At 45.5% G+C, this 16,115-nt stretch carries 15 protein-coding genes; 6 read left to right on the forward strand and 9 right to left on the reverse strand.

All coding sequences use genetic code 11. The annotated features are described in order from the left end of the window. Positions 1 to 2: 2 nt before the first annotated feature. From B9G69_RS04260 to B9G69_RS04275, 4 genes are all read right to left on the reverse strand, one after another. The gene (locus B9G69_RS04260; protein WP_088616758.1) at positions 3 to 1,436 is read right to left on the reverse strand and encodes a sensor histidine kinase; all 1,434 of its coding nucleotides are present in this window, start codon (positions 1,434 to 1,436) and stop codon (positions 3 to 5) included. Beyond that, entirely contained in the window at positions 1,433 to 2,137 is a 705-nt protein-coding gene (locus B9G69_RS04265) for a response regulator transcription factor (RefSeq protein ID WP_254917008.1), read from the reverse strand. Before B9G69_RS04265 ends, B9G69_RS04260 begins: the two co-directional genes overlap by 4 nt. Further along, complete coding sequence (gene phoU, locus B9G69_RS04270; protein ID WP_088616757.1) at positions 2,130 to 2,795, reverse strand: phosphate signaling complex protein PhoU; 666 nt, start codon at positions 2,793 to 2,795, stop codon at positions 2,130 to 2,132. Before phoU ends, B9G69_RS04265 begins: the two co-directional genes overlap by 8 nt. A gap of 118 nt (positions 2,796 to 2,913) precedes the next feature. Continuing rightward, a complete protein-coding gene (locus tag B9G69_RS04275) occupies positions 2,914 to 3,990 on the reverse strand; it encodes a hypothetical protein (protein WP_265437970.1) in 1,077 nt (358 codons plus the stop codon). A 51-nt stretch (positions 3,991 to 4,041) separates the two neighbouring features. Here B9G69_RS04275 and B9G69_RS04280 point away from each other — a divergent pair, with 51 nt between their 5' ends. After that, positions 4,042 to 4,953 carry a hypothetical protein gene (locus tag B9G69_RS04280; RefSeq protein WP_088616755.1) on the forward strand — a complete coding sequence of 304 codons (912 nt, stop codon included), beginning with the start codon at positions 4,042 to 4,044 and terminating at the stop codon, positions 4,951 to 4,953. Here B9G69_RS04280 and B9G69_RS04285 read toward each other — a convergent pair. After that, the gene (locus B9G69_RS04285) at positions 4,950 to 5,453 is read right to left on the reverse strand and encodes a SixA phosphatase family protein (RefSeq protein WP_088616754.1); all 504 of its coding nucleotides are present in this window, start codon (positions 5,451 to 5,453) and stop codon (positions 4,950 to 4,952) included. The two genes, B9G69_RS04280 and B9G69_RS04285, sit on opposite strands and share 4 nt — an antisense overlap. A 1-nt stretch (position 5,454) precedes the next feature. Continuing rightward, positions 5,455 to 7,626: a polyphosphate kinase 1 gene (gene ppk1, locus B9G69_RS04290; protein ID WP_088616753.1), complete on the reverse strand. Its 2,172-nt coding sequence runs from the start codon at positions 7,624 to 7,626 to the stop codon at positions 5,455 to 5,457. A gap of 80 nt (positions 7,627 to 7,706) precedes the next feature. On the opposite strand from ppk1, the gene thiL reads away from it, so the two are divergent. Next, the gene (gene thiL / locus B9G69_RS04295) at positions 7,707 to 8,681 is read left to right on the forward strand and encodes a thiamine-phosphate kinase (RefSeq protein WP_088616752.1); all 975 of its coding nucleotides are present in this window, start codon (positions 7,707 to 7,709) and stop codon (positions 8,679 to 8,681) included. Positions 8,682 to 8,778: 97 nt separating this feature from the next. Next, the gene (locus B9G69_RS04300; protein ID WP_088616751.1) at positions 8,779 to 9,318 is read left to right on the forward strand and encodes a PilZ domain-containing protein; all 540 of its coding nucleotides are present in this window, start codon (positions 8,779 to 8,781) and stop codon (positions 9,316 to 9,318) included. Here the strand turns inward: B9G69_RS04300 and B9G69_RS04305 are convergent. Then, positions 9,315 to 10,217, reverse strand: coding sequence for a LysR family transcriptional regulator (locus tag B9G69_RS04305; RefSeq protein WP_088616750.1), 903 nt, complete (start codon positions 10,215 to 10,217; stop codon positions 9,315 to 9,317). The genes B9G69_RS04300 and B9G69_RS04305 overlap by 4 nt on opposite strands. 95 nt (positions 10,218 to 10,312) lie before the next feature. On the opposite strand from B9G69_RS04305, the gene B9G69_RS04310 reads away from it, so the two are divergent. Then, on the forward strand, positions 10,313 to 10,906 hold the full coding sequence (locus B9G69_RS04310; RefSeq protein ID WP_088616749.1) for a YceI family protein: 594 nt from the start codon (positions 10,313 to 10,315) through the stop codon (positions 10,904 to 10,906). 11 nt (positions 10,907 to 10,917) lie between these two features. Then, the gene (gene ygiD, locus B9G69_RS04315; protein ID WP_254917007.1) at positions 10,918 to 11,688 is read left to right on the forward strand and encodes a 4,5-DOPA dioxygenase extradiol; all 771 of its coding nucleotides are present in this window, start codon (positions 10,918 to 10,920) and stop codon (positions 11,686 to 11,688) included. A 72-nt stretch (positions 11,689 to 11,760) separates the two neighbouring features. Here the strand turns inward: ygiD and B9G69_RS04320 are convergent, their stop codons facing one another. Next, positions 11,761 to 12,138 (reverse strand): GFA family protein, encoded by a 378-nt coding sequence (locus tag B9G69_RS04320; protein WP_088616748.1) that lies wholly within the window; start codon positions 12,136 to 12,138, stop codon positions 11,761 to 11,763. 150 nt (positions 12,139 to 12,288) lie between these two features. On the opposite strand from B9G69_RS04320, the gene B9G69_RS04325 reads away from it, so the two are divergent. Continuing rightward, complete coding sequence (locus tag B9G69_RS04325; RefSeq protein ID WP_088616747.1) at positions 12,289 to 12,795, forward strand: DUF1993 domain-containing protein; 507 nt, start codon at positions 12,289 to 12,291, stop codon at positions 12,793 to 12,795. A 70-nt stretch (positions 12,796 to 12,865) separates the two neighbouring features. On the opposite strand, the gene B9G69_RS04330 is transcribed toward B9G69_RS04325, so the two are convergent. Then, a complete protein-coding gene (locus B9G69_RS04330; protein ID WP_265437971.1) occupies positions 12,866 to 16,015 on the reverse strand; it encodes an efflux RND transporter permease subunit in 3,150 nt (1,049 codons plus the stop codon). Between the last annotated feature and the right edge of the window lie 100 nt (positions 16,016 to 16,115).

The raw sequence follows: 16,115 nt of genomic DNA on the forward strand, positions 1-16,115 counted from the left end.
TTTTATTTAATTGGAAAGGCGCAGATAAATTCTGTGCCTCGGTCTATTTCGGATTTAACGGCAACAGTACCACCATGACTTTGCATGATATGCTTAACGATCGCTAAGCCCAGTCCTGTCCCGCCCGCGTCTCTCGTACGTCCCTTATCTATGCGATAGAAACGTTCAAACAAGCGATCCAAATGTTCGCTCGGAATGCCGGGGCCGTCGTCAATCACGCGCAGAATGATGTATTCTTTGATGTCGCGCTCCCAACGAATTTGCACGGTTTTGTTATTCGGAATGAACTTTACTGCATTCGATACCAAATTACGAAGAACCTGCTCCACTTTGCGCGAGTCCGCCTTAAATGGAGGAACTTCGCCCACAACGCGGATTGCGATGCTTTTTTCTGCTGCGAGCACGGCCATTTCAGAAACAACGTGTTCTGAAATTTGCAAAGGATGGATCAGTTCAAGTTTTAGCTCAGAGTTGCTGGATTCAAGGGAAGTCAATGACAACAAGTCATTAACCAAATCCATCAGGCGATCGATATTTCGAGAAACGATGTTAATGAACTTGCCCGCCTGCTCAATTTGGCCATTGTTGATATCGTCTTTTAAAGTATCGACGTAACCTTTGATTGAAGTAAGCGGTGTGCGCAATTCGTGGGACGCGTTGCCGACAAATTCAATACGGATTTGTTCGGCGCGTTTTAGCTCAGTGATGTCATGGAAGATTCCAACGATACCGTAAACTTCACGAGTTTTTTCGTTACGAATCGGATTCACAGAGACAGAGAAAAAGCGTGGCTGATTATCAATTAGGGTTGGAAGCTTGACTGTGAAACGAGTGTTTTTACCTGTTTTAATAGTTGATGCAAAACCTTCCAACACATCGGGAGAACGGATGGCATCTTTCAGACGCAAGTTTTCTGAGGAAAGCTGAGGGCCTTTTAAAAACTGCGCCGCGAACTGCGAGTTAAAATACAAAATCTTTTCGTCAAGACTGACGCTGACCAAGCCCTCTGCCACGGAACTCATGAAAGCTTGCGACTCCTCCTGTGCTTGCAGGAAGTTCGCCTTACGACGTTTCATTTTTTTGTGGATCTTATCCAAGGCAATTTCAAGCTCTGACAAATCATCTGCGTCGTCGTCCAAAAGGTCGTCAGCTTCAGAAGCAGAAAAGATCTCTCCGTACACGCGCTTATTAGAAATGCGCAAAGCTTTCAAAATAACTTTGTGTATAGGACGAACGAAACGGAAAGAAATAATTGCCGACACTAAGATGCTAAACGCAAAGAAGTTCAACAAAAAATCGCTATAGACGAAGTCCGCCATCCGATGTTGAGAATCCAACGAGGCGGCAATTACGAAAGCCAGGATATTAAAGACGACAACTTGGAAAAAAAATAACTTCCAGAATAATCGCCAAGGGAAACGAATGAAACTGTTCATGCAGGGTCCATTTTAACTCGGTAGCCAACACCACGAATCGTCTCGATACGATCGCCCCACTCGCCCAACTTTTTACGAAGACCGAAAACGTGCGTGTCAATCGTTCGACCCACAACACTGATTCCTTCGCCTTGAATGTTTTCGATCAACTTTTCGCGAGTCAGTACCACTCCATGATTTTGCACCAAAGTCCCCAACAACTTGAACTCTGAAGGAGTCAAATGCAGTGGTTCATTGTTGTAAGAGATTTCATAGGTTTTAAAATTCATTTTCAGACCGTGAATAGCGATTTCACTGTCATCTTTAATCACTTCCTCAGTTTTAGGGTTTGCACGGCGAAGCAATGCTTTTGCTCGGGCAATCAAAACAGAAGGATTGAAAGGTTTCGTTAAATAATCATCGGCACCGCGCTCAAGGCCCATGACGATGTCTTGAGGCTCGGTTTTCGCGGTCACCATTAGAATTGATGAATTCTGATGTTTAGATTTAATACGATCTAGGATGTCGACACCGTGAAGGCCCGGAAGCATCCAGTCCAGAACAAACAGTTGGTAGTTCTTGGCATTCATTTCAGCGAGGGCTTCTTCGGCAGAGGCACATTCAGTCACGCGATAACCTTGACGTAGCAGATGCAAAGCCATCAGTTCGCGGATCTCTTGTTCGTCCTCAACCACCATCACTTGAATTGAATTTTCAGCCAAACTTGCCCCCATGTCGAACATCTTTACCGGTAAATGCGAAGATCACGTCTTCCGCAATATTAGTCGCGTGGTCACCCAGGCGTTCCAAATTACGCGCGATCAAAATAAAATCCATGCTTGCTTCAACGTCGTCTGGATTGGTTTTCATGTGTTTGATCGCATCATTGAAAACTTTATTTTTCAAAGTGTCGATCTCATCATCCATCAGCAAAATATTTTTTGCCTCAACAGCGTCTCCGCGTACGAAACAATCCAAAGAGCCTTTTACCATGCGACCCGCGATCTCAGACATTTTCTGAATATCGCCAGTTTGCGCTTGAATCGGCTTACGACCCAAATAGTCCTTACCCGAGTACGAAATATTCACAGTTTGGTCGCCCATGCGCTCCAGATCGTTATTGATCTTTAAAACAGAAATGATCAAACGAAGATCTTTTGCGACAGGGCCCTGTTTTGCCAAGATGTGCATGCAAACGTTATCAACGCGGATGTGATCTTCGTTGATGCGCTTTTCGATTTCATGAACTTCTTGGAAAGCAGCCACATCACGGGAAAGTAGCGCAGTGATCACTTGAGAGAGGGCTTTTTCGACATGACCACCCATTACAAGAATCATTTTCTTTAGGTCTTCAAGTTGAGTGTCGATGGCACGTTCCATACGTATTCCCCGTTCGTTGGTTGTATAAAGGTTTTCAGAGTAAAAAACACCGCTTAACACGGTACCTAAAGCAAAACTAACACAATCTTAACACAGCATCCCACCTAAGGGTGCCGCCCTAGAATAAAACTTGTGCTGCCAATTCTACTTTAGAGGCATCGCGGATGCCTTTACCGTAGTCTTGAGCATACCATGTATGATCCACTGCCAAAGCAGTTTTTACATCTTCAGTAACTTGATATGCAAAAGACAAAATACCTGTTTGCATCGTTTTGTCAGACTCGCCAACGGCTGCATCCAGGTAATCGTAACGAAGCATCAACTCACCTTTTGGTCCCATTCCAAAAATAGTGTAAGCACTGCCACCAAAACCATGGACCGCCTGACCCGCAAGCGCCGATACGTCCACGCTGTCAGCCATTTCATAATCCGTGATTGCGTCAGCAGGATCATGAGTATCCAACAGTTCGATACCGATTCGCGTTTTGCTATCTTCAGGTTTGTACAAGAAAGAAGCTTGGATGCGTTCCTTGGCCCCGACATCATCCCCATAAGCTTCGTAAGTTCCATGGATATACTGTAAACTCAACACCACCGGATTCATGCTTGTAAATCGCAAGAACAAGGAACCTTCTTTTTGAGCACGAGAATTATCTTGCTTGCGACCCTCACCGTTTACAACAGATAAAGACCATTCACCTAAATCCCACGGCATCTCCGACATGAACTCAAGGCCCAAGTCGGAATAATGCTGGTACTTCCACTTTTCAGTGATGCCCCATGCGGTTTCTCCTAAAAAACGATAGTTCACGTCTTCATAATGAGATTCCAACCAAGAATCTGGGATTACACCCATGCGAAGACTGCTAGCGCCCTCAAAGATTGAAACCAATTCCAAGTAGGCTTCACGAGTGTTTACGGAAAAGCTGTCGGAAGCCGCGGTTGTAGCCGTCGCCTCTTTTAATTTCTGAGCGCCTTCAAATGAGACATACAGCAAGTTTCCTTCCTTCAAAGGAACACTGAAGTTTAAGAGCAATGACGGGACTCTAAAATTAGTCTCGCCAGCCTGTCCTGTGGGTAATAGATGCACCAAAGCATTCAAATCAGCTTCCCCACTGATTTCGATATCTGAAAGAGCCCAGGCTTGCCCACCTACAAAAATACTCAACATCGACGACAAAATTAATTTTTTCATGTCTATGATGCTCGCATTTTTATATACTAATGCCAAAGGAGAACTTTAGCCGTGTCACGTCGAGTTTCTGCCATCGATATCGGTTCTAATGCCATCCGTATGATGGTTGCCGATATCAATGAAACCGCCCCCTTTATTCGGGTGGATAAAAAATTAAGAGCCCCCGTCCGCCTGGGACACGACGTATTCACGACGGGAACGATCTCTCCTGAAACCATGGAACTAGCTAAAGCCACTTTTCATCGTTTTGCTGAAACGAACAAAAAATTCCAGGTCCAAAAGTGCCGAGCAGTGGCCACGAGTGCTTGCCGTGAGGCCAAAAACAAAAAGGAATTCGTTGATACCATTCGTAAGATCTCCGGCATTGATATTGAAATCATCGATGGCAACGAAGAAGGCCGCCTGATCCACTTGGCGATTCGTAAAGAAGTTCAATTGGATAACAAGAAAACGATGCTGATCGATATCGGTGGTGGCAGCGTCGAAGTGACTTTTTCCAAAGGCGGCAAACTGCAAGCCACGAAATCCTTTCCAATGGGTACCGTTCGAGTGTTAGAAAATTTAAGCAAACGCCGCATGAACGAAAGCCATTTAAGTATCATTATGGGCGAGTTTCTTTCAGAACTGGGTCCGCATATTTATCCCAATACCGAAAATGAACCGGTTGATTTTGCGATCGGTACAGGCGGAAACCTCGAATGTATGGCAGAACTTAAAGTCCGCTTGCTTAAGAAAACTCCGAATACATTTGTAACGTTGTCAGAACTTGGTGAAATCATCGCAAAGTTGCGTGTGATGTCGGTTAAAGACCGCATTGATAAATTAGAACTTCGTCCAGATCGCGCCGACGTGATCATGCCGGCATCGATGTTGGTGGAGACCATCATGCGCCAAGCCGAGGTCGAAAAAATCGTGATCCCGGCTGTCGGCCTTCGTGATGGCTTAATTTGGTCGATGGTTTAATCAAAAATTTTCGGAGGGATTGAGTACATCAGTTCGGCGTCGCCAGCGTTTGCTTGCGCAAAAGTTTCAACTTCCAACGATAAAATGCCGCTTTTTCTTAGATCGATAAAGCTTTCTGCTTTTCCCGTCAGCATAAAACTCGCAAAAGTGCTTAGATGAGGTTCATGCCCAACGATCATAATGCGTCGATAGTTACGACCTTGAGTGCGAATCCATTTTAGCAGAGCCTGAGGTGGACTTTGCGGAACCATCTCAGGAATTTCTAGAACTTTCGCGTTGGGATAGGCCTGCGCCAAAATCTGCGCCGTCTGCGCAGCCCTAGTAAAGGGACTGGTCACAATCGCGTCGACATCCTTGATAAAGTCTTTCATACGCATGCAAATTTTTTGCATGCGTTTACGACCTTTCAAAACCAGAGGGCGGAATTGGTCCTCAAGACCTTTTTTCGCAAAGTCTTCCCTCTCTTCTGCCAAAGCATGACGGACAATGACGATTTCCATTTTACTCCGTGTGTGATGAATCTTCGACTAGTTTAACTCGAGTCTTCGCCAATTGCATCAATGTTTGATGAATACCAACATCGTCTGATTTCGAAGGTTTCTTTGTATAACTTCCGTCAGAGTTCATCGTCCATGCTTGCTTGGACTCTTTCAAATAAAACTGCAGGATTTCCCACAATTTTTCTTTTAATGATCGATCTAAAACGGGAACAATCGCCTCAACACGAGCATGAAGATTACGATACATCCAGTCCGCAGATCCCAAAAAGAAATCTCCATCAACGGGATCTTCCTGGCCATTACGGAAATAAAAGACGCGGGAATGCTCTAGGAAGCGACCAATGACAGAAGTCACTTTTATTCTTTCGCTCATTCCAGGGACACCAGGACGAAGGCAACAAAAACCCCGCACGATCATATCAATATCCACCCCTTTTTGGGAGGCAGAGTACAAAGCAGCACCAATATCATTTTCTTCAAAGTTATTAAACTTAGCGATAATATTTGCTGGCTTACCGGCCTTAGCGTGAGCTGCTTCACGATCAATCATCGTTCTAAATGTTGAAAACATATTAACGGGAGCAATCAACAAATGCTGATAGTTGCCCTTTAAACTGATCCCTGTCAGGTAATGAAAGAAATCCACCACGTCATTGGTGATTTCCTCACGAGCTGTTAGCAATCCTAGATCTGTATAGAATCTAGATGTCGCCACATTATAATTCCCTGTCCCGATGTGCACGTAACAACGAAGACCTTCTTGCTCTTGGCGAACAACCAGGGCCGTCTTGGCGTGAGTTTTTAATCCAACGACACCGTAAACCACGTGAACGCCGGCATTTTCCAGCTCGTTGGCCCAATAGATATTTCTTTCCTCATCAAATCGCGCTTTCAGCTCAACCAAACAAACAACCTGTTTGCCTTGACCAGCAGCTCGGATCAACGAACGTATAAAAGGACTGTTATCGCCCGTGCGGTACAAAGTCATTTTGATCGCCAGAACTTTAGGATCTTCACTGGCGACACGAATGAACTTTTCGACGGAGGCCGAAAAGCTTTCAAATGGATTGTGAATCAGTTGATCGTTTGCGCGGATTGCACTGAACAGGCCCGTACCCTCTTCAGCAAACGCCGGAGAAACTACCGGAATGTACGGCTCAAATTTTAGTTTTGGTAAAGGCAAATCTGCAATCATTCCCAGATCTGCATAGTCAAGTTCCCCGGGAAGTTCATAAATGTCATCCTCGGTCAGTTCCAATTCATCCATCAAGAACTTTAACATCCAGGGGTCTGGATTCGGTCCGTGTTCTAAGCGAACGACCTCGGCAAAACGACGCTGACGAAGTTCTTCTTCAATCGCTTCCAATAGATCTTCAACATCCTCTTGGTCTTGATCAGAATCCGCATTACGCGTCAGCCTGAATGGCATGGCATTCAAAACTTGCATTGAAGGAAATAAGTCAGCCAGATTTTCTTTGATCACTTCCTGAAGACTTACGAAACGGTTTATCCCTGAATCCGCATCCACGCGAATCCACTGAGGCAAGACTTTGGGGATTTTCACCCGCGCAAACATCTTTTCCTCAGAGTTTGGATGCTTAAGGGTAATCCCCAGCGATACCGACAGATTCGAGATAAAAGGAAAAGGATGCCCAGGATCGACAGACAGCGGTGTTAAAACAGGAAACACGTTCCGGGTATAATATTTTTTAACGTGTTCGCGCTCTTTCTCGGTCAAATCCTTCCAGCACAGCAAAAATATATTTTCTTTTTCAAGGGATGGCTTCAAATGCTTGGTGAAGCAATTGCCCTGATCTTTGATCATTGTTAAAACGACTTCACGAATTTCCTGAAGCTGCGCCATGGGGGTTTTACCGTCCGAGGACTTTGGTGAAACTCCATAAGCCACATGGCGCTTCAAACCACCTACACGCTTCATAAAAAATTCATCAAGGTTTGATCCAGAGATACTCAGGAATTTAACTCGTTCTAACAACGGATTATTGCTGTCTTCGGCTTCAGTCAAAACGCGACGATTGAAATTCAACCATCCGATTTCGCGACTGGTGAAGAGACTTTCAGATGACAATGGATGCTCGACAACTTTGACCTTGCGAGTAGCGGCTTTTTTCTTAGACGTTCTGGTAGGCGACTTCGCCTTCGGTGTGTTCAAAGAATCCTCCTTGACTCCCTGGAGGTATATTTCACAATAAAGCATTATTTTTGGCAATGTCTTCCTAGAGGAACAACGACGTGCAAAATACTCCGAAAGAATGGCAAGTACTTAAGCAAATTCGCAATAAGGTCCAGCGTCATAATCCCAATACTGTCGTACCCCTAGGCGACGACGCATTCGTATTTAAAAACTTTCCTGGGCTGTCTGTTATCGCTCAAGACATGATGGTTGAAGACGTGCATTTTCGCTTGAGTAATTCTTCAGCGTTTGATCTTGGACATAAAGCACTTGCGGTAAACTTAAGCGACCTGGCAGCCATGGGCGCGCAACCTCATTTTGCGCAAGTTTCACTCGCACTCCCGAAAGAAATAACGGAAACATGGCTTGACGAATTCTATCAGGGTATGACAACCCTTGCTGACCGCTTCGGCCTTGAAATCGCAGGGGGAGATTTGTGCGCTTCACCTCGCGGAGTAATTATAGATGTCAGTGTGCATGGCTCCTGTGAAAAGCCCCTCACTCGACATGGCACTCAAGCAGGAGACATTCTGCTGGCAAGTGGTCCTTTGGGATTATCTACGACAGGTCTACGTGCTTTGCATGAAGATCGTAAAGGTGACTTTCCAGAAGCTACTGAAAAGCATCTGCGCCCGATGCCGCGTTTAGATCTGGTTGCTGAACTTCGCAAGCATACCGAAAAAATTCATGCTCTGATGGATTGCAGTGATGGCTTGGTCAATGATGCTTTGATCTTGGCGAACAAGCCTTACGGCAACAGTCACTCGGCTGCCAGCATAGGCATTCACTTTTTTCCGGATCAATTCCCATTGCATGATGAAACCATTCGCATGGCACATCTGAATAAAGCATTTGAATACGCTCTTTGGGGTGGAGAAGATTATGAGCTTCTTATGAGTGTTTCTCCTGATGATCGGAAGCTTTTCCCACATTGGACTGAAGTGGGCCAATTCACGCAAAGCCTCGGAGTCTTTTTAATTCATGGGGACGCAAAGGAAGAGATCGAATCCTTTAAGGGCTGGAAGCACTTTTAGATCGAAAACCCAAAATGATCATTTTGAGACATATATTCCTGCCAGATTTCCCGCCTGCTTCGTTAAGGGGTCTGGCTTTTTGTCCGAAAAGAGAGGCATGACATCACTCGCACGCTATCACGGCCGATCTCCAAGATTCATTCTTCAAACAGAGGATGAAAGTATCGTGCGTGTCGCCGGTCCCAAGCAAGTTCCTTGGGAAGAGGGCACTTCCATTAAAAATGTATCGCTGACGGGCCTTGCTTTTACAGCACCGGATGATCTGTGCCCGATTTTAGGTGAAGTTATTAAAATTCAATTCACACCTCCGGGTTCACGTCAGATGGCGTGCTACGGAATTGTGACTCGCCTAGATAGTATTGCGAATTCAAGCACCTTGGTTGGCGTGCATTTTTATAAAATGGAAATGACTCAAAGAATTGTCCTCGCACAAGGCTTAGCTCGTCGTTTTAAAGAAAACCAAGAGCGCGGGCAAATCGATGAAATGCTGAACAAACAGCCAGGCCCGATGAGTCTGGTGCACTTCCCTCAACTGATGATGATGGGAGTGATCGCCGTCCTTTGGGGCGCGGTTATTTTTGGTGCGATGAAGTTTCAGTATGAAGATCTATTTTCTTTCTTTACGAAATACCTCTAAAAATTTTCGAACTTCTCTTTCAGTCTTTTCGCTGCAAAATCGATAAATTTCTTGGTCTTCATTGGGATTTCCTTTTGCTCCGGAGAAACTAAGCTGATGGGGATTTCCTGACCTCGAAAGCCTCGATGTATCTGAACCAGTCTTCCCGCACGGATATGTTCTGCTGCGATAAATTCTGGAACCATCGCAATACCACGTCCATGAATCGCCATCTGCACAATCATGTTTGGGTTGTTGGCAGTCATGACGGGATCCACTTTGACAGTCATTTTTTTGCCATCACTGATACGCCACACCTCTAATTTATTCTGAGAATTCATAGTCAAAAATGGCAATGTGCTGATGTTTTCAAAATCATCCGCCTGGCGATAGCGCTCCATAAAACCGGGACTGGCAATAATAATACTTTTCAGAGTGGCAACTCTCTTCACCCTTAAATTACTGTCTTTAAGAATACCGATACGAACAGCCACATCGACAGATTCTTTCACCAAATCCACGTAAGCTTGACTCAATAATAATTCAAAGCGGACCCGAGGATGTTGCTTCGCAAAGTCGGCGAAAATGTCTGGAAGATTTAGAACCCCCATATCATCAGAGGCAGTCACCTTGAGCCATCCGGAAACATCTGCCACCTCCTCACTCAATTCGGCAGAGATGCTTTCAAGCCCCTCTACTAAACCGCGTGAGCGCTCATAATAAGCTCTGCCCGCATCGGTTAACTGAAACTGTCTCGTTGTGCGATACACCAGCTGAATACCCAAATCTCTCTCTAACGCCGCCAACCGACGGCTAACGCGCGACTTAGGTTGATGCAGGACTTCGGCGGCTTTCGTGAAGCTTCCTGCTTGGACCAGTTTAACGAAGGTGCGGATTTGGTTCAGGTCTAATTGTTCCATATGTGCAACAGTATATCGCAAATATGTCTACTCCCGCAACACTCCTTTTAGGTCGATACTGATCAAGTCCGATTAACAATAAAGGAGAGAAAACCATGAAACTTATTACCGCAACAATTATTACGTTACTTAGCACGGCAGCTTTTGCCAAAACCATCCCTGCCGGGACTTACACCGTGGATGCAGCTCACTCTAAAATTGGCTTTGAAGTTCCTCACTTAGTGATCGCAACTGTTGAAGGTCGTTTTACAAAATTTGACGGCTCTATCACGATCGATCCAAAATTGGAGAAGTCCAAAGCAAATTTGAATATTGACGTGAGCTCCGTTGACACCGACAACGCCGACCGTGATGGCCACTTAAAGAGCCCCGACTTTTTTGACGCTGCGAAAAATCCTAAAATGTCTTTCGTAGTTAAAAAAGTCGTTGGTACGGCTGACGATTTAAAACTGGTGGGTGATTTGACTTTGAAAGGCAAAACTAAAGAAGTCACACTTGCTACGAAATACCTGGGTGACGTGAACGATGCTTACGGCAATCATAAAATTGCTTTTACGGCCACTGGTAAAATCAACCGCCAAGATTTTGGTTTAAGCTGGAGCAAAGCTGTTGAAGCAGGTCCGGTTGTAGGTGACGAAGTGACTCTAACAATCCGTATCGAAGCCAACCAGCCTATTGCCAAAAAATAAGGAAGGTTTTTATGAAACGCATGCCTGTGATTTTTGCTGCCCACGGTTCCCCGATGAATGCTTTAGCGAAGACTCCGTTCACGGAAGCGCTGACTGCACTGGGTAACAGCGTGCCGCACCCACAGGCTATTCTTGTGGTGTCGGCCCACTGGGAAACAGAAGGAACGAAAGTTCTGTATAATGCGACTCCGCCGACGATCCATGATTTTTATGGATTTCCGAAAGCCCTGTTTGATGTTCAATATCCTGCGCAAGGCCCTTTGAACCTTGCGCAGATCACGCAGAAATTAATTCCTGGTTCCAAGCTTAGTGAAAAATGGGGCTTGGATCATGGAACTTGGTCGGTGTTGGTTCACATGTTTCCGAACGCGGATATTCCTGTGTACCAACTGAGTCTTGATGTGCATGCTCCTCCCGAAAAGCACATCGAGATGGGCCGACAGCTGCGCTCCCTGCGCGAGCAAGGTGTTTTGATCGTCGGCAGCGGTAACATTGTTCATAACTTGCGTCAGATCCAATGGCGTGACGTCAACGCCAAATATGATTGGGCGGTGGAGTTCGATGCGGGAATCAAAAAAGCATTGGATGTAAGAGACGAAAAAACGTTGGCTCAGTACATGGAAAAATTCGGATCCGCTGCGGAACTATCCGTTCCCTCCCCCGAACACTACTGGCCACTTTTATACGCCTTTGGCGCCTCAGACGAACAGGATAAACTATCCTACCCGTTTGAGGGTTTCGAAATGGGATCTCTTTCTATGCGCACCGTAATGTGGAGCTAAGGTAACAGTTCCGTTTTTTAGGTTCTAAAAATAAAGGCACAGATATTAATCTCTGTGCCTTTTCTTTTTTGTTTATTTGCGATCAGCCGGATGATTTAAACCGTCGGAGACAGGGACATCACCCAACTCAAACGGATCAACACCTTCAAGGCAGCCAACATTAAATCTAATTTGATGAGGGTTCGTGCGACTTACGTTGTGCGTATGAATCCCACACACTGAACAAAAATAGTGTTTCGCAGTTCTAGTATTAAATTCATAGAGCGAAAGTCTGTCTGCCCCTTGTAAGACCTTGAACTTCTCTCGAGGAACCATCGCTACGATAGTTCCTCGACGTCGACAAAAAGAGCAATTACAGCGCTTCGGATCTTCAATCCCGTTGGTTAATTCGACTTCAAATTTGACAGAATGGCAGTGGCAGCTTGCTGGATGGTTTACAGCTATTTTCATAATACAACCTTAACAATAGTTTTGGCTGATGGTCACATGTGATTAACAACGCACGCTGCTAGCGAAGTGAACGCAAAGATGCGTCACGACTCACGGTTGTCATGGAGGAAAAGCTTGGATTAAATGTGGAGCTATCAGGAGACATAAACAATGCTTTACGAAATCACAGTTCCTTATTTTATTAAAATGCTTCACAACCTAGAACACATCTTGGATAAGGGCGCGAAATTCGCGGAGACGAAAAAGATCGATATGGAAGTTCTTTTGAACTCTCGTTTGGCTCCTGATCAATTTCCTTTGGGTCGTCAGATTCAAATTGCTTGTGATACTGCGAAGCTTGCGGCGTTCCGTTTAACGGAAAAAACAGCGCCGACTCACGCTGACACTGAAAAAACTTACGCTGAATTCCAAGAGCGCATCAAAGACACCGTAAAATACTTGGAGTCTTTGTCTGCCGCTGATTTTAAAGGCTCTGAAACAAAACACATCACGACTCCTCGTTGGAATGGCGAATGGATGACGGGTGCCGAGTTTATCTCTCACCACGCCTTACCCAATCTTTATTTCCACGTAACGACGGCTTATTCAATTCTTCGCCATAATGGTGTTGAAGTCGGTAAGAAAGATTACTTGGGCGCGATGCCACTAAAAAAATAATTTCAATGCTAGAAACAAAAAACCCGGTTTCACCACCGGGTTTTTTTAGGACTGTCCATTTTTAAGGCTATTAGTGAGCTCCGCCATCGCCAACTGCTGCGAAAGCCTGTTTTGTTTTTTCACGGACTTCGTCGCGTTTTCTGAATCTGTCTGAAACAGAGTAAGCTGCTGGCACCACGAACAATGTCAGGACGGTAGAAACCAAGACCCCACCAATCAAACACAAAGCCATCGGTCTCATCGTTTCAGAACCCGCTCCTGTTGCCATCGCAGATGGGACTGCGGCGGCGATCGTTGCGATAGAGGTCATTAGGATCGGACGCAGACGAATCGGACACGCTTCAATCAATGCCGCGTCGGCAGTACCTGCACCTCGGTCGCGCACGGTATTGGTAAACTCAATGAGCAAGATCGAGTTCTTTTTCACGATCCCCATCAACAACAAGAACCCAATGGCCGAATACATGTTCAAGGATTGACCCGTGAACAACAAGGCAAAGAATGCCCCCGAGAAACTCAGTGGCAAGGCCAATAAGATCGTCGCAGGATCGATGAACGAGTTAAACTGGGAAGCCAAGATCATATAGGCAATCACGATACCCAAGATAAACGCCACAAAGAAGCTTTGGATGGATTCTTTAAACGTTTTCGAAGAACCCTGTTGCTCGATCATGTAACCCGGCTCTAAAACTTTTTTGCCGATTTTCAAAATCTCCTCCATAGCGGCTTGCTGAGAAGCTCCGGCTTTTAAATTGGCCGTGATCGTGATCGCGCGTTGACGATTCATACGCGAAATACTTTGTAATGCTTTCGTCGTTTCTTGTTTTGTCACGCGATCAATTGGAATCAAATTCGAGCGATTATTTCCGATCATCAACTTCTTGATCTCGACCATTGCATCTTCTTTATTGTCCAATTTCACTTTGATATCGTAACGGTGACCACCCTCGGGATACTCCCCGGCTTTCACACCACCAATCAATGCATTCACAGTCGTACCCACAGAGGCGATGCTAACACCGTGCTGGGCGGCAGCCACACGATCAGGTTTTACTTGGATTTCTGGCATACCAAGCAGGTAATTCGTATCGATATCGACCATCAAGCCCGTTTTTGCCATTTCGTCCATGATTGTTTGGGAGAAGCCTGCAAGTTTTTCCCAATCAGAGCCCATCACCGTAAATTCAATCGGATACCCACGACCGCTGGAAAAACCACGTTGTGACATATCCATCAACACCGGACGCACATCTTGGATCTTTGCAAACGCTTCACGAGTGATTTGCATAAAATCTGTTTGAGTCATGCGCTTACCAGTTTTGGGATCGACTGGACGCTCTTTAAATTCCTTCATCGTAATAAACATCATTGCCGTATTCGCGTCGGAGATACCACCGCCGAAACCACCGATACTTGCAAAGACTTGTTTCACTTCTGGGCGAGAGCGCAACCACTCCTCTGCTTGTTTCACTTGGCCATCCGTGTAAGCCAAAGAGCTTCCGACTGGTAAGATCAGGCGCGCTAGGAAAATACTTTGATCCTGCGCGGGAGACATTTCTTTCACCAAGAATTTTACGGAGATAAATGACAAAGCAACAAACGTCAAAGAACCCAAGATAACAGTCCAACGCCACTGCAGAGTTTTGCGCAACCAACGCTCATAACCGTGTTTTAAGCTCTCCATAAAGGCTTCAAACGCCTTACCAATTTTAGTTGTGCGCTCACCGTGGTGAACGAATCCCGCACAACGCATGGGAGTGATCGTTAAAGATTCCACTAAGGACAAGAACACAGCGATGGAGATGGTAACTCCGAATTGCATTAAGAACTTACCAATGATGCCCTTCATGAAAGCAACAGGAAGGAAGATCGCAATAACTGCGGCCGTGGCTGCCATGGCGGCAAAGGAGATCTCGCGAGAGCCCAGGATCGCAGACTCGATCTGACCGTGCCCCTCCTCATTGTACCTGAAAATATTCTCCAGAACCATGATGGCATCGTCAACGACGATACCGATCGCAAGTGTTAAACCAAGTAACGTGAATGTGTTAAGCGTGTACCCCAAGAAGTACAAACCGATGAAAGCACCAAGTAATGAAGTCGGAATCGAAAGCAAAACGTTAAACGTCGCAGACCAGGATCCTAAGAAAGCCCAACAAACCAAAGATGTCAGGACGACCGCCAAGATCAAGTGATGGGTCAACTCGCCCACAGATTTTTCGATGAACTGCGTGCTATCAAAGTTCACATGAACTTTCATGCCCTCAGGAAGTTGAGATTGAATTTCTTCAGCTTTCGCTTTTACCGCTTTGGCAACGGCAACTGCATTAGTCCCACGCTGCTTACGGATACCTAAACCTAACGCTGGCTCGCCATTGAATCTGGAAATACGAGTGATATTGTCCAGGCCCATGCTAACACTTGCGACTTGACCAATTTTAACCATGTTCGTTGGGTCCTGAGTCAAAGAACCCGCGCGACGGCTGATCACGATATTATTAAACTCTTCGATGGTTTTAGCTTCACCCATCGTACGAACGTTGAAATTACTTTTCTTGGTTTCAATGTAACCGCCAGGAACTTCGGAGTGTTCTGACTTGATGGCATCAATCACGTCATTAACAGAGATATTGTAACTAGGAAGTTTTTTGGTATTTACGAATACACGCAGGACAGGATCAGTATAACCACCCAAGAAAATATCACCGACACCATCAACCGTCGTGAAACGATCTTTCAAATAGTCGCGGGCGTATTTCATCAAGAATTCAAGATCACCTTTGTCATAAGTAAGTGCCAACCACAAGATCGGTTGGTCATCAGGATTAGTTTTTGAGATTGTCGGCGCGTCCACGTTATCTGGCAGGAGTCGCTGGGCCCCTGAAACTTTTGCCTGAACATCTTGCAAAGCGAGATCAATGTTACGGTCCAAACTAAATTCAACGGTAATTGTTGCAGAACCCGTTTTTGAACTCGAAGTGATACTTTGCACCCCTTCAACGCCCATCAATGCGCTTTCAATGACATCAACGACTTGCGTCTCCATAACTTCTGGCGCGGCGCGATCCAAAGTCACGCTCACAGAAACCGTCGGGAAATCCACGTCAGGTAATTGGCTTAAACCCATTCTTGAAAATGAAATCAAACCGAAAATCATCAGTCCAAACATCAACATCCACGCAAATACTGGATTCTTGATGGAAATATCCGAAATACGCATTCCTTCTCCTTGGAACAAAAGTCCCTTAAGTGTAGCCCAGCATGCTCCAGACTGCCATGAACAAACTTCAGCACGCGCCCCAGCCAAGACTTTGATTTTA

The sequence above is a fragment of the Bdellovibrio sp. SKB1291214 genome (assembly GCF_002209355.2).
In the GTDB taxonomy this organism is placed as follows: domain Bacteria; phylum Bdellovibrionota; class Bdellovibrionia; order Bdellovibrionales; family Bdellovibrionaceae; genus Bdellovibrio.

Coding starts and splice junctions, on each gene's coding strand:
- B9G69_RS04260 (WP_088616758.1), bottom strand. CDS start 1,436: ATGAACAGTTTCATTCGTTTCCCTTGGCGATTATTCTGGAAGTTATTT.
- phoU (WP_088616757.1), bottom strand. CDS start 2,795: ATGGAACGTGCCATCGACACTCAACTTGAAGACCTAAAGAAAATGATT.
- B9G69_RS04275 (WP_265437970.1), bottom strand. CDS start 3,990: ATGAAAAAATTAATTTTGTCGTCGATGTTGAGTATTTTTGTAGGTGGG.
- B9G69_RS04285 (WP_088616754.1), bottom strand. CDS start 5,453: ATGGAAATCGTCATTGTCCGTCATGCTTTGGCAGAAGAGAGGGAAGAC.
- B9G69_RS04300 (WP_088616751.1), top strand. CDS start 8,779: ATGACATCACTCGCACGCTATCACGGCCGATCTCCAAGATTCATTCTT.
- B9G69_RS04305 (WP_088616750.1), bottom strand. CDS start 10,217: ATGGAACAATTAGACCTGAACCAAATCCGCACCTTCGTTAAACTGGTC.
- B9G69_RS04310 (WP_088616749.1), top strand. CDS start 10,313: ATGAAACTTATTACCGCAACAATTATTACGTTACTTAGCACGGCAGCT.
- ygiD (WP_254917007.1), top strand. CDS start 10,918: ATGAAACGCATGCCTGTGATTTTTGCTGCCCACGGTTCCCCGATGAAT.
- B9G69_RS04320 (WP_088616748.1), bottom strand. CDS start 12,138: ATGAAAATAGCTGTAAACCATCCAGCAAGCTGCCACTGCCATTCTGTC.
- B9G69_RS04325 (WP_088616747.1), top strand. CDS start 12,289: ATGCTTTACGAAATCACAGTTCCTTATTTTATTAAAATGCTTCACAAC.
- B9G69_RS04330 (WP_265437971.1), bottom strand. CDS start 16,015: ATGCGTATTTCGGATATTTCCATCAAGAATCCAGTATTTGCGTGGATG.